The organism is Rickettsia endosymbiont of Halotydeus destructor, assembly GCF_049278075.1.
GTDB lineage: Bacteria > Pseudomonadota > Alphaproteobacteria > Rickettsiales > Rickettsiaceae > Rickettsia.
In genome coordinates, this window is sequence record NZ_JAPNPB010000008.1 from 1 (window position 1) to 23,835 (window position 23,835).

A 23,835-nucleotide genomic window follows, 5' to 3' on the forward strand; every position below is an offset into this window, starting at 1 on the left:
GGGGTGGAAGGACTATATCCTGTTACTCCGCCTGTGCCAGGCGTCACTGTGCTTGGAGCACTTGGAACATTCGGACCATTAGGGCCAGTGCCCACTACTGCAGGACCGCTAGGATATACAACGCTAGGGCCACTAGGCGTAAATGTACCACCTATTACACTACCACCAATTACAGGACTGTTTGGACCATTAGGACCAGTGCCCACTACTGCAGGACCGTTTACAGGAACTGATGGGCTGTAGCCACCAATTGGAGCAATACTTGGAATTTCTGGTATAATAAACGGATGGTTAACCTGGGTTATTTTATGTACTTCATTTGAAGGAAGCGGAATAATCGGTATTAAATGATCAACTATAACTTTTCTTTGATCGACAGGGGTATTTACTATTACATTACCTATTGGAGTATTTATTAAAATTTTTATTATATTATCTGTAACTACATCACCGGTAGATTCTATAGGATAAAGTGTAAAGGAGCTGGCATTAATCACCCATCTTACAAACACCCCTTCATTAGCGGTAACGTTAAATGGAAGCTTTCCAGCATTTCCGACGGTTATTCCATTACCTGATAATGAAGTAATTATAGGGTAAGCACTATTCTCGCTTATACTAGCTGCATTAGAAGCAGCAGTTAATAACACTTTAAGTGCAGTTACGCCGGATAAGTCAATATTTGACCCGTTGGCAATAACTATATTACCGCTATCAGTATTGTTTTTTGCTCCACTATTTACTGTATCATACAAGACATTAATAGTAAGCTCACCGGTAGGCTTTGCATTACCCGTATAGGTAATTTGATTATTCCCAAGATCGAGCGTCATATTGCTACCGCTGATATTTCCGCTTAGGGGAGCAGAGGCAAGGAAAACTAAATTAGCTTGATTAGCTCCTATATTTACAGCTTCAACCTCTGCTCCTATTATTGAGACCCTATTTGGAGCAAAAGTTATATCACTTGCACCAGTAAGCGGTTTTTGTAGCCATACGTCATTATCAAACTTGTATGTACCCTTATTAATTGGTACTTGTACTAACGCAGGATTACTAAAAGTACCGTTTGAACTGGCATCAGCGCCGATAAAGCTGTCACCAGCAACCACTGTATTATATTTGAATTTTTGAATTGAACGAGGAATTTGTGTACCGTTAACATTTGCTGCCGGTACGTCTAGCGTTCTATCTTTATACCCGGCAAAAATTGCAGATTTACCTGAATCAATAGTGATGGTTTTCGAGTAAGTATCCCCTTTCACCTTACCGTTGACACTATTAAACTGAACAGTATCAAGACGTGCACTTTCCTCTCCCAAATCATCGGTAAAGCCGTTATCGGCATCAAAGACTGCTGTACCTGTATTATTCGTACCAGTCGTAATACCTGAGTAGAAATTCTCACTATCAATAGTTATTTTACCACTTGTGAGTAATTTAACAGATTTTAAGCTATTAGTAGGATCGCCAAAAGGATTTTTACCTGTTGTTAAGTCACCAGATATAGCAATGGTGTGCAGGTCATCAGCGTTAGTGGTAGCACCGCCTAGCTGAGCATTTGAAGAATTAATGGTAAGAGTAACCGCATTAGGGGTAGTAAAATTAGCAGATGATATATTTACAATATTATTTGTAAGTGTTACATCTCCACCTTGAATATATATAGGTATTGGAGCAGTCTTACCTATAGGAGCGCTAGTTATAACAGGATCGGTGTCTTTAAAAAATGCCCCTTTGCCTGTAATTATTGGTGCAGGGGCTACAAGAGCTCCAGGAACGAAGGCTCGCAACGCGATAGGAGCAATAGGAGCTTGATCTATTCCACCTGAAAAAAGAATATCACTTGTATTAAAGACCACACTTGCATTATTGAAGTCAACATATAATGTATCACCTCTCATAACACTATCAGGTACGCTATTTGGTACACCAAGATTTAATGTTCCTGAGGTAACTGTAACATTACCAACTGGCGCCCCATTACCCATATTACCAAGTATAGTACCGCCGTTTGGGAATTCTAAATTAACAGGTTTAGCATCACTACTTTCGTTAATATTACCAGTGAAAGTAGTATTCTGTGCAAGTACCATTGTACCCGCACCTGTTCCCTTAAGTTCTGTAGCTGACATAGTAACACCGTTACCAGTATCAGGAGCATTAAAGGTCACAGTGCTACCGTCTGCACCACCTTGGAATGAATTAATATTTGTTACTGTTCCCCCAACTGTTAGATTATCCATAGCAATCACAGTACCGTTAGGTCCAGGTCCGCCAGTACTCGTAATATCACCGCTAATAGAAGCAGGAATTATATTATTTGGATTAGTAGTATCGCTAGCAAACACGGCAGTACCGGCATTATTTTGGAAATCCATATCACCGTTTACGGTTACGACTCCCAGTTCCGTAGGTCCGGAATAAATAATATTAGAATTAACCTCACCGATAAGAAGCTTTGGAACTGATATATTAATAGTATCCGTAGCAATCGCTTCTACTGCAATTAACCCATTTCCTGAAAAATTTATTTGCTTTAACGGAAGAGCTTTTGTCCCAAGTGAATACTTATTAGCAGTTCCCTCTATTTTTAAAGTTACGCCCGGGTTCTTGGCGTTCAATTCTACTATTGCGGTGTGAGGAGCTAGCGGCACGATATTATAATCTAAAATTATAGTACTTGTTGAATTAGCAGCTGTTGCACTAGTCATTAATTTAAAGACAGAATCTTCATTGCCAAAAGTCACGCCTGCAGCCTGTAATGTAAAATCAGCATTTACTGCATCAAGTGCATAAGTACCAGCACCGGTATTATCACCGATATTAATTGCTTTAATTTGTGCTGAAGTAATTGATTCATCCGCAAATACCGAACCTGCAGAAATATTAAGCGCCTTTGTGTTACTTACATCAAGTTGTTTAGTAGTGGGGCTAATGCCAGCAATACCTACATTACCAACTATATTTATGGAAGTTAGTTGATTCGCTTTTGAACCTATTGCTTCTGTACCCGCAGTACCCTGCAAATATAATACGTTATTATTAGGTGTTGTAGCAGAGGTGCTACCTAATTGTAAAATACCTCCTCCCCCTGCAAAACCATCAAAACTATTGGCAAATGCCACGCCTTGATTTTGACTACTTGTTATGGCAAATGTTGAACCAGCATCACCGAATATAATAGTACTACCTGCCGGTTGTAGTAAAGTCAGCGCTGGGCTTGAAGTACTTATAGTAAATATTTGCGCAGCTCCATTACCTATGGTAATTGTTTTGATTTGTCCGATAGTTGGATCAGTAGCGGTTAAATTGGTGAAAACATTTAAAACCCCATTATTAGCATTGGCTATTGGACTATTTAGTTGGTAGCCTGCTGGGCTTCCTCCTGAGAACCGAAGTATGCTCGCTGCCTTATTAAAGTCAACATTTCCTGTCGTGGTAAGCGATCCACTTAAATTTGCAGTTCCACCGTTATTAAGTGCAAGCGATGCTCCTGACACATTTTGCTGAAAATTAACTATTGAGCCAGCTGCTCCATTAAGAGTCATCGCACCTATATTACTCACTATACCAGTAACATTCGCTCCTCCGGCAAATATTAAATTTCCATTATTGCCGCTACTTGTAACCGCACCTATACTGCCTGTATCGTTCACAGTCACTGTGCCACCCAAACCATTAAAATTAGTTTGCCCGGTAATAGTCGTTGTGGTAATAGTTCCGACACCACCAAAGGTTGCATTGCCGGCAATATTCCCGATATATGTTCCGCTATTTACTAAAACATCTCCCGTTACTCCATTAGGAGCATTGGCAACTGCTGCATTATTAACATTAAAAGTTTGGGCATATGAAGCTATGGGTAAAGCACCATTCGCATTAAAAGTTACTGCACTTAGTGCTGCTCCCGGAGCTCCTGCAGCTCCCGTTATGCTACCGCCATTAAATATCAGTATACCGCTATTATTATTGCCTGAAGTATTTGTAATTGATCCGTTAACATTAGTGCCGGCATTTAGAGTTAGAGAAGATAAAGCATTAGTTAAAGCAGCCGCGCCTGAATAAACATTGCCTTGAAGACTTGCAGGTCCTGCTCCTATCTGGACTGCAGCAATAGGAGCTAAATTAGTACCTATATCACCGACCACGCTACTATTAGGATTTAAAATTAATACGCCATTATTAGGGTTGGCAGTTGTAACTGCGCTTGTTAAAGTAACATTGTTGCCAATAGTTAAAGAAGAAGCATTATTAGTAAGAGCTACGGTAGTTGAATTTACATTTGCACTAAAAGTAACAGGATTTGCACCTATATTTACCAAAGTAGTTCCATCGATAATACCGCTAATATTTCCACCATTGATAGTTACCGTGCCGTTATTCGGAACACTCGTAGTAATTGCTCCGTTAAGACCGCTTTGCAGTGTTAAGGCTCCTGCACCTGCACCGTAATTTACTGCTCCTGTCATTAGACCAGTTACTGTAACATTTGCTCCATTCGTTATGGAAAAATTAGTAGCATTAGCTACACCTGTTAAATTAACATCTCCAGCTCCCTGGAAATTCACGGCAGTAAGTGTATTATTTGCACCTATCGCTCCAACATTTCCTGCTCCCTGAAAGTTTAAAATAGCTGTGGTGCTTCCGTCAACTGTGCCAGTAATTGTACTATTATTTAGCAGGGTAACAATACCTGCTTGACCCGCTAGCCCTATATTACCCGTTACATTTCCAACAATCAGATTTGTTGCAGCGGTGAAATTAATATTGCTATTTACTGTACCAAGTGTTAAGGTACCCGTTATACCCGTGGAAATGGCATTCGCCGTATTAATCGTCGGAACTACGGTAATATTCCCTGCGCCTGCAAAAGTCATTTGCTGTAAAAGGTTACCACCTGCTATTCCTAAGCTGCCTGCACCTGCTATTTTTAGCGTTTCACCTGCATTTATAGCATTTATTGCTATAATACCCGTGCCGCCTGCTCCTCCGACATTCCCCGGATTTAAATTACCTAACAAAGTTATAGTAGTATCGGCTCCTGCTAAAGCAGAAGACTGTAGTTGTAAAATAGAAGCAGCATTACCAAATGTCATACCTCCGGTATTTAAGTTAAAAGCACCTCCTGCGTCGTTGATTGCATCTAAAGCATAAGTTGCTACTCCTCCGGCTTCACCAATACTTATTGCTGCTATATTTGTAGAAGTAAGACTGTTATCAGTAAATGTCGAGCCGGCTTTTAGGTTTAATGCTGCGGTTCCCCCAACATTTAAGCCTGGTTGCACCTGAACAGCCCCTTTAGTATTTATTGCATTTAAATTATTAACGGCACCAATGGTTGCCGCTCCGTCTACTACTAATTCCCCATTAGTCCCATCAAATGTAACGCTTCCTCCTTGCGCAGCTGTTGTGTTAGTTACATTTTGATTAAACGTTACTGTTTGAGCTTCTGGTATTGCTATAATTAATTGCGAGCCGGCAGTATCTATATCAACCGCACCCCCTAAGACAAAATTATCTCCGGGAACAGTAATTGTAAGCGTCCCGTCTATTTTATTCCCAACATCTCCGATATTAATTGTAGCTAGTGTTCCAATACTCGCATCCGTAGTAATAAGGTTAGTATAAACGTCTAAGATACCATTAGCAGCATTAAGAACTGGACTTGAAAAAGTATATGGTCCTGCTCCTAAAGCTCCATTAAATTGAAGAGTTGATGCAACATTATTAAAATTCACTCCTACCGTTGCAGTTAATGTCCCACCTACAGCAGCCATCCCCGTATCGGTAAAATTAAACTGATTAACAGTAGTATTGCCTTTTAACTCAACGGTTGTGGTATCATCTCCCTGAATATTTAATACATCAATCGGATAACTTCCGGTATTATTATCACCAATTCCATTATTTCCTCCTATATCTCCTGTAACCGTACTAATCCCTGCAAAATTTAAAGTAGTGGCACCGGTCCCGGTCTTATATATATTTCCGGTTACATTGAAACCGTCATCCATAGTAACAAAACTAGCATCATTTGATACAAAATTAATATTCGATGTTATATTATTCTGAAACAATACATTACTTTGAAGATCAATTTTTACTACCCCTCCATCCCCTGTGTCAATAGCGCTTGTCCAAATAATACCGTTACCTGCATTATAATTAGTAGCCAGCAAAATTGTTTGAGCAAACATCGTGCCGTTAACGGTAATAATTCCCGTCTGACCTCCTTGTATGTCTTCTATTGTTACTTGACCAAGCCTTTGGCTATTGTTAGTACCAACATTTATGTCAACTATTCTCTGTTGACCGTTAGGACCTGAGTTAAAGGCAACAAGACCATATCCATCAGTGCCGCTGGTTATTGTATGCCCGGGATCTGCAGTATAACTTCTGGGATTTAAGGCTCCACCGGTGGTATCAGAATTCCCAATTCCAAACCTAGCATCTATAATATTATTTTTATTAAAAAACACTGGATTAAAAATTACATTCAAGTCAGCCGGGTAAGCATTAAAATCTCCGGCTATATTCGGTAGTAACCTAGCGGTTACGGTACCGTTTATTTGAAGCGTATCAAATTGGGTAACACTCGGATGGAGAATCGTTGTTCCATTGTCGGGTATAGTATTTGTAACGCTTAAAGTAGCACTTCCTGCCTGCTGAAAGACAGTATTTTGATCTATAATACTGCCATTATTAGTTGTATAAATATCAAATGTGGCTACTTTATTGTTAAAATTCATATTGCCTACAGAGAAAGTATTATCGTCAAGTCCATAAGGCCCTCCAACCTCACCAAATGGACTAGCATTTCCCGCTTGGTCCTTAGTATTAGCACCGGCTGTTGCCGACACCCCGTTACCGTTCCAAGTTATTAAGTAATCACCTGTAATATTCAAATTTAACCTGGCTCCTCCAACAGCACCTAACGTAAGATTATTATCTACATTAAGAGTTTGCGGGTTGAGAGAGAAAATTGAAGGAATATTATCTATTCCACCGGTATTAACATCTACATTATTTATCGTAAGAACAGAAGTGACAGGATTAAAAGCTACTCCTGAATCAAGACCTACCCCTGTAAATAAGTTAGCTGCTACTCCTGATGCAGTTCGGTTCACCGTGGGGCTACCGCTAGCAAAAGCACTTCCGGTCGTAAGCATACAAGTAGCCATGGAACTACTAATCAGGGCGTTAGTTATTAGATTTTTTAGAATTTTCCGTTGACTTGACATAACATCTCCATTTCCATTAATTTTGTTAACTTGTATTTCGAGATCGATATTTTTGTAGCAAGCATTTAGATAAGAAAAGCGCCTAAATCTTATTATTTTTGACTAGGACAACTTTTTAAAGTCGATGATCAGATGATCAATATTAATATGAATATACGCAAATTTAACGCTTAAAACCGTTCAATTAAAAAACTAATTTTAAACATTTCACTGAATATTTGATTTGCCGGAAAGCATTTTTTAAATATGTGGTGATTTATAAATAATTTTGCTTTTGGCTTAATTTGATTAAATAACAAAAAACGGCAGTAGAAAATAATTAACAGTTATAAGAATAAAGAAATTTTTATAACCCCATATATTGTTGATATAAATAACACATAATTATTAGTTGAAAAATTATTAATTGAGTATTAGAATAATTTAATAAACCTTATTACTTCAACGTTTAACTGCCTTAATTGCTATGATTAAGGGTTGTATTTTTATATTAACAGCCATTAAAGTTATAGGTATTTTTAACAATTATTTAATAAATACAGCAAGGAGATGCGCTAGCATCGACGCGGCAATCTACTTCTTGTCATACCGTGGCTTGACCACGGTATCCAGAAAATCTTAGTAAAAAAAGACTGGATGCCGTGGAGAGGCCACGGCACGACATCTAATGCTTTGCAAATTTTTTAATAAAAAAATTGATTTACCGATTATTATGAGGTATATACTATGTTTATTGAAATATTTCATATAAATAACACTCATTTATGTCGGGGCGTAGCGCAGCCTGGTAGCGCATCTGGTTTGGGACCAGAGGGTCGGGAGTTCGAATCTCTCCGCCCCGACCATCTAATAACTTTTTTTATTTACATTGACTCTTATTTCAATAATTCAATTTTATTTTGAAAGATGAGCAGTATAAAATGTCTCTACTGCACGCCTCAATTCTTACCGTTTTTTCCGAAATGTTCCCCGGACCTTTAGGTTTATCCCTAGCAGGGCAGGCATTACAAAAAAATATCTGGTCGTATGATGTTATCAATATTAGAGATTTCGGTATAACGAAGCATAAAAATGTTGATGATGAAGCTTACGGTGGCGGTGACGGTCTTATAATGCGGCCTGACGTTTTAGGTGCAGCTATTGATTACGGCTTATCTTTAAATCCGGGAAGTAAAATTTATTACCCTTCACCTAGAGGTAAACTATTTAATCAAAGCCTCGCAAGAGAAATGATACAGCAAGATAAAATGATAATTTTATGTGGGCGTTATGAAGGGATTGACGAACGTGTAATTGAAGAGTATAATATAACTGAAATTAGCGTAGGGGATTATATCCTATCGGGCGGCGAAGTAGCTGCGCTTACTATTCTTGATTGTTTAATTAGGTTACTACCGGGCGTTTTAATAAATCAAAATACTTTATCTTCGGAATCATTCGAACAAAACGGCGAGTTTGGTGGCCTATTAGAGTGTGCCTTATATACCAGACCCGAAAATTGGCGAGGAAGAAAAGTACCGGATGTTTTATTATCGGGTAACCATCGATTAATTAACGAATGGAAACGTCAAGAATCTATTAAGGTTACTAAATCACGTCGTCCGGATTTATTCATACGGACTTAGACATTGTTAATATTTAAAAATTCACAATAATTTTTTACTAGGAGTTAAATAAATGAATATTATTGACCAGTTTGAACAGGAAAATATTGCAGTACTTACGGCAAATAAAAAAATTCCTGCTTTTAACGCCGGCGATACTGTTAAAGTTACCGTCAAGCTTATTGATAGATCAATAGAGAAAGATGGTAAGGAAAAACTTACTGAAAGATTTCAAGCTTACGAAGGCGTGGTAATCGCTAAAAGAAATAGAGGTATTACTTCTTCATTCCTAGTGCGTAAAATTAGCCACGGCGAAGGTGTCGAAAGACGTTTCATGACTTATGCACCGATGGTACATGCTATTGATGTAGTAAAATACGGGGTGGTTCGTCGTGCTAAGCTTTATTATTTAAGAGACAGAAGCGGTAAATCAGCCAGGATTAAAGAAAGACATATTGCAAAGACTCCTAAAGCTACAGCTGTTTAGTACAAAAGCGGTATTATGGATATATGTCATTTTAGTTCAAAGTAACAGTATTTCATTCTCGCTGTCTCTATATGTCATTCCCGCGCAGGCGGGAATCCCAGACTTTCTTTGTTATGCTGAACTTATTTCAGCATCTAATTCAAGATATCCTGAGATAAATTCAAGATGACTAAAAAGTTTTTGCTGGATTCCCGCCTGCGCGGGAATGACGTCGGAGTCACGCAATAACGCTATGAAGAAATAATATTTTGAACTTTGTAATACTCACAATATTCTGTAAGTGGACAAATAGCACAATCGGGCTTTCTAGCTTTACAAATATATCTACCGTGTAATATTAGCCAGTGATGGGCATGATTTAGCCATTTTTTACTGATAATTTGTAATAACTCGGCTTCCACTTTTTCAGGACTCTCACTTTTAGCAAGCCCTAATCTTCTAGCTACTCTAAATACATGCGTATCAACAGCTATAGTAGGCTGCTGAAATAAACAATTCAATATAACATTTGCCGTTTTCCTCCCTACCCCCGGTAATTTAATTAATTCTTCAAAATTATTCGGTACACGACTATTATAATTATCTATTAATATTCGACATAGGGAAATTATATTTTTTGCTTTGGTATTAAATAGCCCGATAGATTTGATATATTGTTTTAATCTTTCTTCCCCAAGTTGTAAGATTTTCTCCGGTGTATCATAAATTTCGAATAAAGATTTTGTTGCTAAATTTACCGATATATCGGTAGCTTGAGCCGATAATATTACTGCTACCAATAAAGTAAACTCATTCTTATACTCTAATTCCGTTTTAGGGTTTTCATTGTTATCGCTTAAAATTTGGAAAATTTTATCAACCCACAACTTATCTTTTCTTTGTGCTTGCATATTATTGTATTTAGGTATAAATATTTCTTGAATAGACCTGTTGTATAACGTAGCTAATAAAGAAGAATTTGAAGGAAACACGAAGCGCAGAACCGCAGCGTACACTTAGTACGTGAGGATTCGAGCATTGGATTGACGTACAAATTATCTTTAGAAGCAAGTTAGGAAAAAGGTCTATTTAATTTTATCAGGTTTTAAAATGCTAGAAAACAAAAGTTTTGAATTTATAAAAAATGAAATAGCCAATAATGATGTTGTGCTATTTATGAAAGGTACTAAAGAGTCACCTATGTGTGGTTTTTCCGGTACAGTAGTTGCTATTTTAGAAAAGCTAGCCGTAGAATTTCGTGATATTAACGTGCTCAGCGACCCGGAACTTCGGGAAGCCATAAAAAATTTTAGCGACTGGCCGACTATTCCGCAATTATATATTAAAGGTGAATTTATTGGAGGTTGTGATATAGTTAAAGAGATGTATCAAAACGGTGAGCTTGCAGCGTTGTTAAAAAGGAGTTAAAAAATACTATTGTGTATATATGGATTGTCATTCTAGTTCAAATTGGAATCCAGGCTTTTCTTTGTCATGCTGAACTTGTTTCAGCATCTCTTAATAGTAATATCCTGAAATAAATTTAGGATGACTATTTTTCCTGGATTCCCATTTGAACTAGAATGACATAGAATATGATTAACTTATCCACGTAACACCGGCACAATTCAATAACAAAAAATTAAAATTAATGAATAACACGTACCCTGAAGTTAAAAGTAAAGATTTATCGCCAAAAAAATTAGTAGTATTACTACACGGCGTTGGCTCTGACGGTCACGATTTGATCGGTTTAGTGCCTTATATAAAAGATGATTTGCCTGATTGCCATTTTATTTCTCCGCATGGAGTGGAGCCCTACGATATGGCACCTTACGGACGACAATGGTTTAGTTTGCAAGATCGCACTCCTCAAAAAATACAGAAATTACTTGAAAATAACGTTGAACTTTTGACGGAAATAATTAAGGAAAAACAAACCGAATTAGGCTTGACTAATAAAGATACTATTATTATTGGCTTTTCTCAAGGCACGATGATCGGACTATACTTAACTCTTATACAACAAGAACCATTTTTGGTTAGTATAGGTTTTTCGGGAATGCTATTTCCACCTAAAGAATGCGTTAATAAATCAACTCCAATTTGCTTAATTCACGGTGAACTTGATGAAGTAGTTAGCGTTAATGAAATGGGTAAAGCAGAAGAATATTTATCCAAGAACCAAATCCCTCATAATAGCTATAAGATTCCCCACATTGCTCACTCCATTGATGCAAAAGGACTGGAATTTGCAATAAATTTCATAAAAAAACAATAGCATGGTTGTAGGGGTTTAGAAAATAATAAAAATCCGTCATGGCGAAGCCACGAAGCGGCTGTGGCCATCCAGAAAAAAATAGTCATCCTGAATTTATTTCAGGATCTATTAAAAAAGATGCTGAAACAAGTTTAGCATGACAAAGACTGGATGGCCACGGCGTCAAGAGACGCCTTGCCATGACGATTCATGCAATAAAGCTAACAACAAAACAATAAGGTAAAATGAATGGATACATTTATTGATAAATTATCTGATACTGATAAAGAAATTTATGAAATAATTAATAATGAAAAGCAACGACAACAAAATGTGATTGAACTCATTGCCTCAGAAAATTTTACAAGTCAAGCCGTGTTGGAAGCACAAGGTTCAGTGCTTACTAATAAATATGCCGAAGGGTATCCTGGCAAGCGCTTTTATAACGGTTGTGAAGAGGTCGACAAAGCTGAGTTACTTGCTATAGAGCGTGCAAAACAGTTATTTAATTGTAAATATGCGAATGTCCAACCTCATTCAGGTTCACAAGCTAATCAAGCAGTTTTTTTGAGCCTATTACAACCTGGTGATACAATACTTGGCATGTCGTTAGATAGCGGCGGGCATTTAACGCATGGCGCGCCTCCTAATATGTCCGGTAAATGGTTTAATGCGGTTTTTTATAGCGTAGATAAGGAAAACTATTTAATTGATTATGATGAAATAGAAAAGCTAGCAATATTACATAAACCGAAATTAATTATCGCTGGCTATTCTGCTTATCCGAGAAACCTGGATTTTGCCAAATTTCGGGAAATTGCCGATAAAGTCGGAGCTTATCTTATGGCGGATATCGCTCATATCGCTGGGATTGTGGCTGTCGGCGCGCATGCAAGCCCGCTCCCTTTTGCTCATGTTGTAACTTCCACTACTCATAAAACTTTACGAGGTCCTAGAGGCGGTTTAATTCTATCGAATGATGAAGAGTTAGGGAAAAAAATAAATCTAGCTTTATTTCCCGGGATACAGGGCGGACCATTAATGCATGTTATAGCTGCCAAAGCTGTAGCGTTCAAGGAAGCTCTGCAACCTGAATATAAAAGCTATATAAAGCAGGTTTTAAGTAACGCTAAGGCTCTTGGGAGTATCTTGCAGGAAAGAGGATATAATATTTTAACAGGTGGAACTGATAACCATATAGTATTAGTAGATTTGCGTAAAGACGGCGTAACTGGCAAAATAGCTGCAAATTCTTTAGATAGAGCGGGCATTACCTGCAATAAAAACAGCATACCCTTTGATGAAACTTCACCCTTTATTACTTCAGGGATTAGGCTAGGCTCACCTGCTTGTACTACCAGAGGATTTAAGGAACAAGAATTTACATTAGTCGGACATATGATTGCCGATATATTAGATAGCCTTAAAAACAACCAAGATAATAGCGAATATGAGGAAAAGATTCATGCACAAGTAAAGAGCTTAGTTAAAAATTTTCCTTTTTATATGAAGGATATTTAGCTTTTGTGAATTCCTATTAATATAAATTTTATAACTCCTTTGCAAAATCATTTTCTCCTCCTAGAGATACATCGGCTATAGGTTCACCGGTTTCATACCCACTAGTACTAGTCGCTGTTCCAAGAGTTTTTAAAAATTCATCTAGATTATTAGATGTTATAAGAGTTTTTAATTTACTTATTTCTAAGTCTTTAAGTTGATCAAATGTAAAAATTCCACGGGCGTATCCTTCTATTACTTTATGTAAAGTAAGAATTTTTGCTTTAATAGGTTCTAAATTTTTAAGTTCATTAAATGTATAATATCTATTATAATCTTCTAATACCTTAGGGGAAGTAAAAAAAAATATTTTTTCTATGCTTAAATCTTTAAAATCTTCAATCGTAAAATATTTATTTGCAAACCCTTTGTTTATTACTGCAGAAAGTGTTAAGGCTGTTATTTTATCTATACTTAAATCCTTAAGATCATTAATTGTAAAATAATTTCTTTGATATCCTACAAATGCTCCAGGGTTTATTGTAAGAATCTTTATTTTTTCTATCTCAACATCCTTAAGGTCGTTAATTGAATAATATTTATATGGACCAAAAAGATCGTTTACAGGCGCTATAAGAGCTGTTATTTTCTCTATCTCAAAATCTTTAAGATCATTAAATGTAAAATATTTATTTTGATATCCTTTTAAAGCATTAGGAGAACTAAGTACTTTAATTTTAGAATCGGGAAGGTTTAAAAATAAATGAAAATAATCATAGGTAAAATCTTCTATCTTAGAGTAATTAAATAATTGATTTAATAAATTTAAATTCTCACCTTTAGCATTTGCAAAAAGTTCATTAAAATTCTGATCATTTTTTATAAGGTTTAATATTTTTTTCACACGATCAACCTTACTTACCTCACTATTATTTTTAGTATTACTACTGAAAGTCTCTAATTTATTATTAGTTAGGTTTTTTAATTCTATAAATTCAATTTTCTCTCCTAATAATGCCTGACTCTTTGCATCACCGTAATTATGGCCTTCTTTTATATATTCAGGGTATTTAATAGAAGAACTTTTTGGTATTTTAGGGGTTTTGCCGCCGCGGCCGATAGTCACTCTATCAATATCAGTAGAGCCGCATACTTGCTTTGCAAATTCCTCTAATATTGGCATTATTACTGCATCATCCCTTAATATAAAAGTATGTTTCTCTTGATTGCGTAAATTTTCCCATGAATCAAAAGTTAAATTACCTGCCTTGCTAAGCCACGCATATCCTTGCCCAACTATATCAAAATTTTGATAATCAATCTTCCCTTCTGATTTAAAAATTTCTACGTTTTGCTTAATTGAGTTTTTGCTTTTTAATAAAACATAAAAACCATTATTTACTCTTGTTATTCCATCAATTACAGATTTTTCACCACTTCCACCGATAGATTGACAACAATTAGTAATCTCTCCCAAAATATAAGCCCTTGGATCATTTATAGGTAATTTGACTAGGTGATATTTATCTAATTCTATATTGCCAGGGTTATTACCTACCTCTTTACCATGAATTATAATATTAGGTAAATTATCGCTCGCTTTTCTTTGTGTTTCTATTTCTAAACATTGGTTAAAAATTTTTTCACTTAAATTATAGTGAAGAGCTAGCTCTGCAAGCTCAAGATACTCATCTGCTCTTGAATATGATAATTTTGCTTTAAGTAATTTTGCTTCATGTAAGCTATCGGGTTCAACATGCTGATCAATTATTCCAGCTAAATTAGCTTTTTTTAATTCAATATGGTCTGCTATTCTAAATAAATCCATAGCTTCTTTGCCATGTTTACTAATTAGTTCTTGCCACTTCTTCAGAGTAATTTTTTGTTTATTTTCAGGAAAGGTAAAAGTAGCAAATGTATCATGTATAGGTTTTTCAGCGTTAAAAAATCCCTTATCTTTTAAAAAACTCTGCAATTTTTCAACTATATCCTGGTTTATTTTTCCTCCAAAACAAATAGTTATATCGTATGCATGTTTATTTGCTAGACCGTCACTCTCCGTATTATTTTCTTCGATATGATCAGCTATTAATTTGCTTAACTTAAATAGTTTTACATATTGGTCTTTAGCTAAGTCATGCCTTATTATTTTTAATATTAACTGCATTTCAGCTTTATCTAAAATAGCCTGAGATTCTTTTATTGCCGTCCCTAACCGAGTTGCTTCAGGTGAGTTAAGAGAGGCTTTTGATAATTCTTTAGTCTTAATATTAATATTGTTATACGCCTTTTTTGCTATATTACTTTTTACGTGAATATCCTGAATAGAATTTTTTGCTTCTTCAAGGACCTGTAAGCTTTTAAAACCAAAAAAAGAATTATTTTTTTCTTCCTGATAAAATCTATTTACAATATCTTCATCAGATAAATGTTTAGCTAAAAAATCAGTAGATATACCTGTTAATTCAGAAGTTAAGCTTTTATTATAAGCCATAGCATACAACAAAATGTCTTGGGTCTTTTTTATAAATGTGTCAGATACTTTCTTAACTGCTTTTATTAAATCAGTATCTTTATTGCTGAATAAAAGCGTGTTTAACAATTTGATATCTAACATAAGGTCCTTTAATTGAACAATTAATGCGAATTATTAATATCTTAAGAAATTATTAATTAATGATAAGCATTATAGGTGGGTAATTAGAAAAGTCAAGTAAGCATTAATTATTTAATTATTTCTTAATTAATATTGTAGTAAACGTAGTTGTAATTATTATTGCATACTGCTTTGAGCTTTGCTACAATTCGAAAAAATATGTATTATAATATGAACAAAAACATAGTTACTAGATTCGCACCTTCCCCTACTGGCTTCTTGCATATTGGTTCGGCAAGAACGGCATTATTTAACTATTTATTTGCTCGGCACCATGGAGGCAAATTCTTTCTTCGTATTGAGGATACGGACAGAGAAAGATCAACGACGGAAGCAGTTGACGCTATACTGTCAGGGCTTAAGTGGCTTGGCTTAAATTGGGATGTGGAAGTTATATTTCAGTCAAAACGTAATGAACTCTATAAAGAAGCTGCTTTAAAGTTACTAAAAGAAGGCAAGGCTTATTATTGTTTTACCTCTCAGGAAGAAATAGAGCAGCAACGGAAAATTGCTATAGAGAGTAAGCAACATTTTATTTTTAATAGTCCATGGCGTGATAGCGATCCTGCTACTCATCCTATAGATAGAAAACCGGTAATAAGGCTCAAAACTAGTAGAGAAGGCAGTACTATAATCCATGACACCTTGCAAGGAGACGTAGTAATTGAAAACTCTCATATTGATGATATGGTGCTGCTTCGTGCCGATGGCAATGCTACCTATATGCTAGCGGTGGTTGTGGATGATCATGATATGGACATAACTCATATTATCAGGGGGGATGACCATTTAACCAATGCTGCTAGACAAATTGCCATTTACGAAGCTTTTAACTGGCAAATACCTTCTATGACTCATATCCCTCTAATACACGGTGCGGATGGTGCTAAATTATCCAAAAGGCATGGAGCACTAGGTGTAGAAGCTTATAAAGAAATGGGCTATTTACCAAATGCTTTATGCAACTATCTGTTGAGGCTCGGTTGGGGGCATGGAGACGATGAAATTATTAACCTAAAACAGGCGATAGAATGGTTTGACCTTAACGGTCTTGGTAAATCACCCGCCAAGCTTGATTTTGTTAAAATGAATAATATTAACGCCCATTATTTGCGAGAGCTTGATACTGATAGTTTAATTTCAATGGTTAACGAAATTTTACAAAAAGATTATATCGTTAGCGAACAAGAAATAAACTACCTAAAACAAGCTTTGCCAAGCTTAACTATAAGAAGCGAGACTTTAATAGAGCTGGCTCACTTAGCTAAAATTTACTTAATTAACTCACCTATTAATTATTCAGAAGAAGCGCAGGAAATAATAAAAAAATGTAATCCTGACTTAATTAAGCAGGTAATAACAGAGCTAGAAGAGATTGAAGATTTTAATAAAGATACATTACAAAACAAGTTTAAGGAAATAGCAAAATCGCAGAACTTAAAGCTTAATGAGCTAATGCAACCTGTTAGAGCTTTAATGACCGGCATGACGGCGTCACCCGGAATATTTGAAATGGCCGAAATTTTGGGGAAGGAAAATAGTTTAGCAAGGTTAAGAGGTTTCAAAGCATTTTTTTAGTAAAAAATAACACTAAATCATCATCTAGTATAATATTAGTTCCAAATTGTAAGGTTTGATTATTATAAGCAATGCCTCTGGCATCAGGGATATAGCCATTTTTAATGTAAAGCTTTTGGGCAACTCCGTAATCTGCATATAGCCCAACTCCAATGCCAATAGTATCGCTCACAGCAAATGCTGCTTTTTCAGCAGTTTTTAATAATTTAAAACCAATGCCTAAATTTCTAAATACGGGTAATACGTTAAGATCTTTAATTTCAGGTATTTTCTTTTTATTAAAATATTCATATTGAGATTTCCAAACAAGAGTTACATAGCCGGTTATTTGATCATTTAAATATGCAAGCCAGATAAGTCTTTTATCTTGCTGCTGTTCTTGCAAATACCGCTCAAAAATTTCTTTTGGCTTATGCCATCTTGCTTTCGCAAAACTTGAAACTAATAAATCAATATCAGAAAAGCTTAATTCCTGGATTTTAAGTTTAGTAATTAAATCTTCTTTCATAATCTACAACATCTTCCCTAAATCTACATAGTTCTTTTGTATAGAAATATCATCAAATTCCATATTTATATATTTAAGCTTACGGTAAAAAATCTCGGCACTTACCCTTGCGTGCATTTTTAAGGCTTTAATATTTTGGTTTTTTAACCATTTTTCTAAAAGCTGCATCATATTTGTGCCAAATCCTTGATTTTGATAAGGCTTATCGGTTGCTAACGATCTTAAAGCTGCTTCATTTTCATTTAAAAATTCTATATGGGCGGTAGCAACTATTTGCAGACCTTTATATAAAATGAAATGATAATGATTATCTGCATTTATAGTGGGGTGATTAGAATTATATTCTACATTAATAGGATCAAAAATTTGTTCTTTCCTAATACGGTGATATTCTTCCCACTCATTAAAATGCGCGCAGTATGTAAGTCTAATAGATTTATATGCTAAGCTTATATCACACATATTCATTATTTGTTTAACAGGATAAAGGCAAAAAATCTGGTTATTAAAGATTTTTCTGGATACCGTGATCAAGTCACGGTATGACACTGAACACTTTGTATTTCTGAGAGCTATGCAACAACATTCTGTGTAGAACTAAGCTTGCACTACAAAACCTAAGGAAGTTAAAGCATTTACCGTTTCACATAAAGGAAGACCGATAACATTTGAGTGAGAACCTGAAATAAAAGGCATAAAAGCTTCGGCGTAGCCGGAAATTCCGTAGCCTCCTGCTTTATTTAACCCTTCGTCAAGTGAGCTGTAAAAGTCAATTTCTTGCTGACTTAATCTTTTAAACTTAATAATTGTTTGAACTATTTTTTGCCTTATTACTATTTGATCATTATGTTTTTTTATAAAACATAAACCGGTATAAACACGGTGACGTCTTCCTGATAATATATTAAGGCAATCTTTGATTTCTTCATGTGTAGCAGCTTTCGGCAATATTTTCCTACCTGCCACAACCACAGTATCAGCTCCTATAATAATAGCCGATTCTTCTATTTGTGAGGCAATTTTTTCTGCTTTTTCTTTCGCAAGTCTGACGGCTAAATGATTGGGTAATTCACGTAAACGCGAAGTTTCGTCGATATCGGCAGGTAAGATTTGTGAGGGAATTATTTTTAATCTTTTTAATAACTCAAGCCTAGCCGGTGATGAAGATGCTAATATAATAGGTAGATTATATTGATTGTCTTTCAAGGGATGTTGTTTCACAGAAGATAATTTAATTACGATGGATTACTCGGCCTTTAGTTAAATCGTACGGAGTCATTTCAACAGTAACCTTATCCCCGACTAATATTCTAATACGATTTTTACGCATTCTACCGGAAGTATGAGCAATAATTAAATGATCGTTCTCTAGCTTTACTCTAAAAGTTGCATTAGGTAAAAGCTCAAGCACGACTCCTGCAAATTGGATTAGGTCTTCTTTTGACATTTATTATTTACTATATTTATTTTTTCAATAGCAGCATTGGGGTATATATATAATAATTTTTAAATTTTGTCCAGGTAAATATACACTTTTGTAAAATGAAAAGTTTATCGAGTACAGCTAGATTCATAGAGCTTCAGACAAGATAAATTTAAAGACGAGCCTGCGCAGCGTACTTAGAGTACGTGAGCACAGGCGAATGTCAAGAAATTTCTTGTATCAAGCTTTATGAATGACGCTGTGCAAATCATCTTTTAGCCGCAATATATTACTTTTATTAATTATTGACCTATAAACTTGCATATTTTCAAATACTCGTTGAACGTAATTTCTTGTTTCGGCAAAGGGTATTAGCTCAATCCAATTAATTACCTGGCGCATATCTTTTAATTTTCTTGGATCACCGAAACGCTTTATCCAGTCTTCTGTTCTATGAGATCCGGCATTGTAAGAAATAATAGTTAGAAGATATGAATTATCGTGTTGCTGTAGTAATAATTTAAGATGATTCGAACCTAATTTAATATTATATTTGGGATCGTTGGTAAGTTTTGCTATATCACATTTAGTATTTATAGATTTAGCTGTATCACAAGCGGTATTTTTTATAAGCTGCATTAGTCCCATAGCGTTAGCACTACTAACTGCAGATTGATTAAAGACAGATTCTTGTCTAATTATACTATAAGTGAAATGCGATTCTACCGGTGAATTTAGGATTTGATAAGGAGTAGGAAAGGCATGCTCTAAAATACAAGTATGATATTGGCAGGCAATTTTTGCAACGTCAACTGTATGATGAGTATTATTATTATTAGCTTTGATAATATTAGTAATTAGTAAAATTTCTGCCGGATTTGAGGTTACTGCTATGGACGCTTTAGCATAAATAACTGCTAAATTAGTTTTACCGTATTTATTTAATAATTTTGCTGCTTTAATAATATCGTTACTTTCTACGGCTTTATTATGAGCTATCTCTATTTTAGGCTTAGTAGGCAGGATTATATTATTATTTTTTAATTCTATATTTGCTATTTGCCCATAAAAAGTACAAGAATATTTTGCAGCTTTCTTATAGAATCCAGTAGCCGTTTTTTTATCACCTTTCGCTTCGTAGCTTCTACCGAGCCAATAATAACCTCTCGATATGCTTATAGGGGTTTTTACTATTTTTATAAATTTATTAAAATGCGATAAAGCTTGATCAGGCTTATTCAGGAAACTTAAGGATAGCCAACCGGCAAGCCATTCTTGTTCTCTTACTGTCTCAGGACATTTTGCAAAAGGAATAGTAATAATTTTATAACTATTAGCAAAATCTTTATAATCAATAAACTCTCGTGCATAGTAAGATTGTAAACGACACCATTTGGCAAAATGCTTATGATCGTTTTTTACTTTTTTAAATAAAGCTATGGCTTCACTAGTAGGTCTTTCTTTTTTCCTTGCTTCTAAATACCGAAATAATAAACCTGAAGTGTAATATTTTTCAGGAACTCCGCTAAAAAACTTTTTCGCTGCTTGTGGGTTATTTATTATAGCAATCTGTGCTTTAAAAGAAGCTTGATATCCCGAATTCACATATTGCAACGATCTTTGAGCCGCTTTAATATCTGAATTCCATAAATGTTCCTCAATTCTTTGAGCATGATCCTCAGCGCTTAAATATTTACACCACTTACTATAATATTCTTTTTCTTCTACATCAGTAAAATCACCATATATCCACGCGGCTTTAATGATCGGTGATAATATCTTTTGATCTTTAACTAACTTGCTAGCAGCTAGCGCATAAAATTTATAGCCTTTACCGGTAAGCGGAGGGTTTTTGTTAAACCATTCTAAGATTAATTTTTTATCCGTATCATGATTTAAATACCCTTCCGCTCTTACTTCTAATAAGTTATTTTGCGGCCATTTCGGGTTATCTTGTAAAAACTTTATTACTTGTTTAAAGCTGTTATTACAATATTTACTATCGAGAAATTGTTGCGAAAGAATGATTTTTATTAAGGCTGGATTATTTATTTCTTTAGTTAATTTTTCAGCTTGTATCCAATCTTTTTTGTCTAAATGATTAAAAGTTTCTTGAATTTTGTCTTGCGTAGTAACCTTCGCATAAACATAAGGGGTTATTATGAAAAGCTTTAATATGCTAACAATAACTAATAATTTAATTTTCATGATTTTAATCGGTAACTATAAAGTTAAGCTTTCGGTCGTGTGGCATTATGGGTAAATTATCTATTAACTGCTCTTTTAAGCAAACTCCGATAGTTATTAAATTCTTATCGTTATTTATATATCGGTCAAAAAAACCGAAACCCTGTCCAAGTCTATGATTATCCATATTAAAAGCTAGTGCAGGAATAACAATTAATTCCGGTTGAGATTCGCTATTTTCTTTGGGCTCATATATATTGAATCTATTTAATATTAAAGGCGTATTGCGTGTATATAACCCATAGCTAATTTCATTTTTTACAATTTTAGGTAAGAAAAACGTAAGCTCAGGACGCAATTTAATTATTTCAAGTATATTAATTTCGAGCAATAAAGGATAATATACTCCGATTGTGGTTACTTTTAATTCATCTATTAATATATTAAGCTTATTTATTATCAACTTTTTAGTTATTTCAGAATTGATTTTATCCTTATTTTTTCTTAAAAAATTTCTAAAATAATATCGTAGAGCTGGCTTATCCATATTAATGTATAACTGTTTAATTGTCTTTCTTAGCTAAGAGCTGGATTCCTGTTTTCACAGGAAGGTGTTGCCCGCGTGGACCGGAATCGTTGCAAAAACACCGTCATTGCGAGAAGGCGTTGTTGCGTGACTCGGAAATTATACCAAATTCTCCGATGTCATTCTAGCTAAAGGCGGGAATCTAGAAAAAATATAGTCATCCTGAATTTATTTCAGGATCTCTTGAATTAGATGCTGAAACAAGTTCAGCATGACAGAAAAATCTGGATTCCCGCTTTTAGCTAGAATGACAACAAAAAAACTGAGCCATATAACAACGCTAAAAATTAATAGTCCTCTTATCTATTGCTAAAGCTGCTTCTTTTATAGCTTCACTTAATGTTGGATGAGCATGACAGGTTCTTGCTACATCTTCTGCTGCAGCGCCAAATTCCATAAAAGCAACCAACTCGGCAATTAAAGTACCGGCATCCGGACCAATAATATGGGCACCGAGTATTTTATCGGTTTTGCTATCAGCAAGAATTTTTACCATTCCATCAGTGGAACTAATTGCTCTTGCTCTACTATTAGCTAAAAAAGGGAATTTCCCAACTTTGTAATTAACGCCCTTCTCTTTCAACTGTTCTTCGGTTTCACCAACGCTTGCCACCTCGGGGCAACTATATATCACACTTGGAATTAAATTATAATTTACATGCCCTGCTTGTCCCGCCATAATTTCAACGGCGGCTACTGCCTCTTCTTCAGCTTTATGCGCAAGCATCGGACCTTTTATAACATCACCGACGGCATAAATATTGGTTACTGACGTTTGCAAATATTCGTTAACTTCTATCCGACCTTGCTTATCTAAAGTAATTCCTAGTTTTTCCAGACCCAGATTTTGCGTACAGGCTTTCCTGCCTACTGCAATTAATACCACATCAGCGTTAAGAGTTTGAGAGTTACCACTTTCCTCTATTGATAGTATTACTTTACCTGCTTTCTTCTCGGCAGCCAACACTTTTGTATTTAATTTGAATTCTATTCCCTGTTTCTGTAAAATCCTGGTAAACTGAGCAGCTATTTCTTTATCTAATGCCGGCACTATGCCAGATGCATATTCAACTACCGTTACCTTAGAACCTAAACGTCGCCATACCGAACCAAGCTCTAGGCCAATATACCCCCCACCTACTACTATCAGGTTTTCAGGTACTTTCTGAAGCTTTAAAGCACCAGTAGAAGAAACTATAAACTCTTCATCAATTTTAATATTCGGTATTTCAATTATCTCTGAACCAGTAGCAATCAAAATATTTTTAGCGTTAATTTCCTCTTTATTTGTACCATTATTTATTTCAATAACATTAGCCGAGATAATCGTACCACTCCCTGTAATTCTGGTAATTTTATTCTTAACAAATAAGCTTTCTATGCCTTTTGTTAAATCGGTTACTACTTTATCTTTACGAGCCAACATTTTCGGTAAATCTAGCTTTACCTCGGTCATAATACCGATATCCGAAAAATGTTTTGTTGCTTCTTCATATTTTTCAGAAGAATTTAATAAAGCTTTTGACGGAATACATCCGATATTTAAACAGGTTCCTCCGAGGGTTACAGCTTTTTCAACGCATGCTACTTTCATACCTAATTGCACCGCTCTGATTGCGCCAGTATAGCCTGCGGGTCCACTGCCTATTACTACTAAATCAAATTCCTGCATATATTATTTCACCTTAATAAATTCATATTTTAAAATACCCGATACACGAAATATTTCAAGGAATGAATTTGATTTTTTGATGTCAAGCCAGTGTTGTTGCATGGCTCTTAAAAAGCGATTAATGTCATTCCTGCGAAAGCAGGAATCTAGG

The 23,835-nt window shown here is 35.3% G+C and carries 16 protein-coding genes, 1 tRNA gene and 1 pseudogene; 8 read left to right on the forward strand and 10 right to left on the reverse strand.

The window, feature by feature from the left end:
- Nucleotides 1-7,244: beta strand repeat-containing protein (locus tag OTR29_RS06235; RefSeq protein ID WP_422230070.1), on the reverse strand; the 7,244-nt coding region annotated here is incomplete at its 3' end.
- 768 nt (nt 7,245-8,012) lie between these two features.
- Here OTR29_RS06235 and OTR29_RS06240 point away from each other — a divergent pair.
- From OTR29_RS06240 to rplS, 3 genes are all read left to right on the forward strand, one after another.
- Nucleotides 8,013-8,089: transfer RNA gene (locus OTR29_RS06240), tRNA-Pro, on the forward strand.
- 75 nt (nt 8,090-8,164) lie between these two features.
- Nucleotides 8,165-8,869 (forward strand): tRNA (guanosine(37)-N1)-methyltransferase TrmD, encoded by a 705-nt coding sequence (trmD, locus tag OTR29_RS06245; RefSeq protein ID WP_422230072.1) that lies wholly within the window; start codon nt 8,165-8,167, stop codon nt 8,867-8,869.
- A 52-nt stretch (nt 8,870-8,921) separates the two neighbouring features.
- Nucleotides 8,922-9,335 carry a 50S ribosomal protein L19 gene (gene rplS, locus OTR29_RS06250; RefSeq protein WP_422230074.1) on the forward strand — a complete coding sequence of 138 codons (414 nt, stop codon included), beginning with the start codon at nt 8,922-8,924 and terminating at the stop codon, nt 9,333-9,335.
- A gap of 230 nt (nt 9,336-9,565) precedes the next feature.
- Here the strand turns inward: rplS and nth are convergent, their stop codons facing one another.
- Nucleotides 9,566-10,225, reverse strand: coding sequence for an endonuclease III (gene nth, locus OTR29_RS06255; protein WP_422230076.1), 660 nt, complete (start codon nt 10,223-10,225; stop codon nt 9,566-9,568).
- Nucleotides 10,226-10,256: 31 nt separating this feature from the next.
- Here nth and OTR29_RS06260 point away from each other — a divergent pair.
- The 4 genes and pseudogenes from OTR29_RS06260 to glyA form a co-directional block, all read left to right on the forward strand.
- Nucleotides 10,257-10,387, forward strand: a pseudogene (locus OTR29_RS06260) (palindromic element RPE1 domain-containing protein); the annotation flags it as partial.
- A 37-nt stretch (nt 10,388-10,424) separates the two neighbouring features.
- Nucleotides 10,425-10,742 carry a Grx4 family monothiol glutaredoxin gene (gene grxD / locus OTR29_RS06265; RefSeq protein ID WP_422230078.1) on the forward strand — a complete coding sequence of 106 codons (318 nt, stop codon included), beginning with the start codon at nt 10,425-10,427 and terminating at the stop codon, nt 10,740-10,742.
- Nucleotides 10,743-10,965: 223 nt separating this feature from the next.
- Nucleotides 10,966-11,595 carry a dienelactone hydrolase family protein gene (locus OTR29_RS06270; protein WP_422230079.1) on the forward strand — a complete coding sequence of 210 codons (630 nt, stop codon included), beginning with the start codon at nt 10,966-10,968 and terminating at the stop codon, nt 11,593-11,595.
- A gap of 228 nt (nt 11,596-11,823) precedes the next feature.
- Entirely contained in the window at nt 11,824-13,095 is a 1,272-nt protein-coding gene (glyA, locus tag OTR29_RS06275) for a serine hydroxymethyltransferase (RefSeq protein WP_422230081.1), read from the forward strand.
- A gap of 28 nt (nt 13,096-13,123) precedes the next feature.
- Here the strand turns inward: glyA and OTR29_RS06280 are convergent, their stop codons facing one another.
- The gene (locus tag OTR29_RS06280) at nt 13,124-15,691 is read right to left on the reverse strand and encodes a hypothetical protein (protein WP_422230083.1); all 2,568 of its coding nucleotides are present in this window, start codon (nt 15,689-15,691) and stop codon (nt 13,124-13,126) included.
- Between the two features lie 210 nt (nt 15,692-15,901).
- Between OTR29_RS06280 and gltX the strand changes: the two genes are divergently transcribed.
- On the forward strand, nt 15,902-17,308 hold the full coding sequence (gene gltX / locus OTR29_RS06285) for a glutamate--tRNA ligase (RefSeq protein ID WP_422230085.1): 1,407 nt from the start codon (nt 15,902-15,904) through the stop codon (nt 17,306-17,308).
- Here the strand turns inward: gltX and OTR29_RS06290 are convergent.
- The 7 genes from OTR29_RS06290 to lpdA all read right to left on the reverse strand — a co-directional run bounded on the left by OTR29_RS06290 (nt 17,292) and on the right by lpdA (nt 23,684).
- Nucleotides 17,292-17,816, reverse strand: coding sequence for a GNAT family N-acetyltransferase (locus OTR29_RS06290; RefSeq protein WP_422230086.1), 525 nt, complete (start codon nt 17,814-17,816; stop codon nt 17,292-17,294). The two genes, gltX and OTR29_RS06290, sit on opposite strands and share 17 nt — an antisense overlap.
- 3 nt (nt 17,817-17,819) lie before the next feature.
- Nucleotides 17,820-18,278, reverse strand: coding sequence for a GNAT family N-acetyltransferase (locus OTR29_RS06295; RefSeq protein WP_422230094.1), 459 nt, complete (start codon nt 18,276-18,278; stop codon nt 17,820-17,822).
- 135 nt (nt 18,279-18,413) lie between these two features.
- The gene (locus tag OTR29_RS06300) at nt 18,414-19,022 is read right to left on the reverse strand and encodes a Maf family protein (RefSeq protein ID WP_422230096.1); all 609 of its coding nucleotides are present in this window, start codon (nt 19,020-19,022) and stop codon (nt 18,414-18,416) included.
- Between the two features lie 25 nt (nt 19,023-19,047).
- Nucleotides 19,048-19,263 carry a translation initiation factor IF-1 gene (gene infA, locus OTR29_RS06305; protein ID WP_253308131.1) on the reverse strand — a complete coding sequence of 72 codons (216 nt, stop codon included), beginning with the start codon at nt 19,261-19,263 and terminating at the stop codon, nt 19,048-19,050.
- Between the two features lie 216 nt (nt 19,264-19,479).
- Complete coding sequence (locus OTR29_RS06310; RefSeq protein ID WP_422230088.1) at nt 19,480-21,447, reverse strand: lytic transglycosylase domain-containing protein; 1,968 nt, start codon at nt 21,445-21,447, stop codon at nt 19,480-19,482.
- Between the two features lie 4 nt (nt 21,448-21,451).
- On the reverse strand, nt 21,452-21,973 hold the full coding sequence (locus OTR29_RS06315) for a 5-formyltetrahydrofolate cyclo-ligase (protein ID WP_422230090.1): 522 nt from the start codon (nt 21,971-21,973) through the stop codon (nt 21,452-21,454).
- A 319-nt stretch (nt 21,974-22,292) separates the two neighbouring features.
- Nucleotides 22,293-23,684 carry a dihydrolipoyl dehydrogenase gene (gene lpdA / locus OTR29_RS06320; RefSeq protein WP_422230092.1) on the reverse strand — a complete coding sequence of 464 codons (1,392 nt, stop codon included), beginning with the start codon at nt 23,682-23,684 and terminating at the stop codon, nt 22,293-22,295.
- Nucleotides 23,685-23,835: the final 151 nt, after the last annotated feature.

Excerpts from the sequence above, each read along its gene's own strand:
- trmD (WP_422230072.1), top strand. The coding sequence starts at position 8,165 with ATGTCTCTACTGCACGCCTCAATTCTTACCGTTTTTTCCGAAATGTTC.
- rplS (WP_422230074.1), top strand. The coding sequence starts at position 8,922 with ATGAATATTATTGACCAGTTTGAACAGGAAAATATTGCAGTACTTACG.
- nth (WP_422230076.1), bottom strand. The coding sequence starts at position 10,225 with ATGCAAGCACAAAGAAAAGATAAGTTGTGGGTTGATAAAATTTTCCAA.
- grxD (WP_422230078.1), top strand. The coding sequence starts at position 10,425 with ATGCTAGAAAACAAAAGTTTTGAATTTATAAAAAATGAAATAGCCAAT.
- OTR29_RS06270 (WP_422230079.1), top strand. The coding sequence starts at position 10,966 with ATGAATAACACGTACCCTGAAGTTAAAAGTAAAGATTTATCGCCAAAA.
- glyA (WP_422230081.1), top strand. The coding sequence starts at position 11,824 with ATGGATACATTTATTGATAAATTATCTGATACTGATAAAGAAATTTAT.
- OTR29_RS06280 (WP_422230083.1), bottom strand. The coding sequence starts at position 15,691 with ATGTTAGATATCAAATTGTTAAACACGCTTTTATTCAGCAATAAAGAT.
- gltX (WP_422230085.1), top strand. The coding sequence starts at position 15,902 with ATGAACAAAAACATAGTTACTAGATTCGCACCTTCCCCTACTGGCTTC.
- OTR29_RS06290 (WP_422230086.1), bottom strand. The coding sequence starts at position 17,816 with ATGAAAGAAGATTTAATTACTAAACTTAAAATCCAGGAATTAAGCTTT.
- OTR29_RS06295 (WP_422230094.1), bottom strand. The coding sequence starts at position 18,278 with ATGTGTGATATAAGCTTAGCATATAAATCTATTAGACTTACATACTGC.
- infA (WP_253308131.1), bottom strand. The coding sequence starts at position 19,263 with ATGTCAAAAGAAGACCTAATCCAATTTGCAGGAGTCGTGCTTGAGCTT.
- OTR29_RS06310 (WP_422230088.1), bottom strand. The coding sequence starts at position 21,447 with ATGAAAATTAAATTATTAGTTATTGTTAGCATATTAAAGCTTTTCATA.
- OTR29_RS06315 (WP_422230090.1), bottom strand. The coding sequence starts at position 21,973 with ATGGATAAGCCAGCTCTACGATATTATTTTAGAAATTTTTTAAGAAAA.
- lpdA (WP_422230092.1), bottom strand. The coding sequence starts at position 23,684 with ATGCAGGAATTTGATTTAGTAGTAATAGGCAGTGGACCCGCAGGCTAT.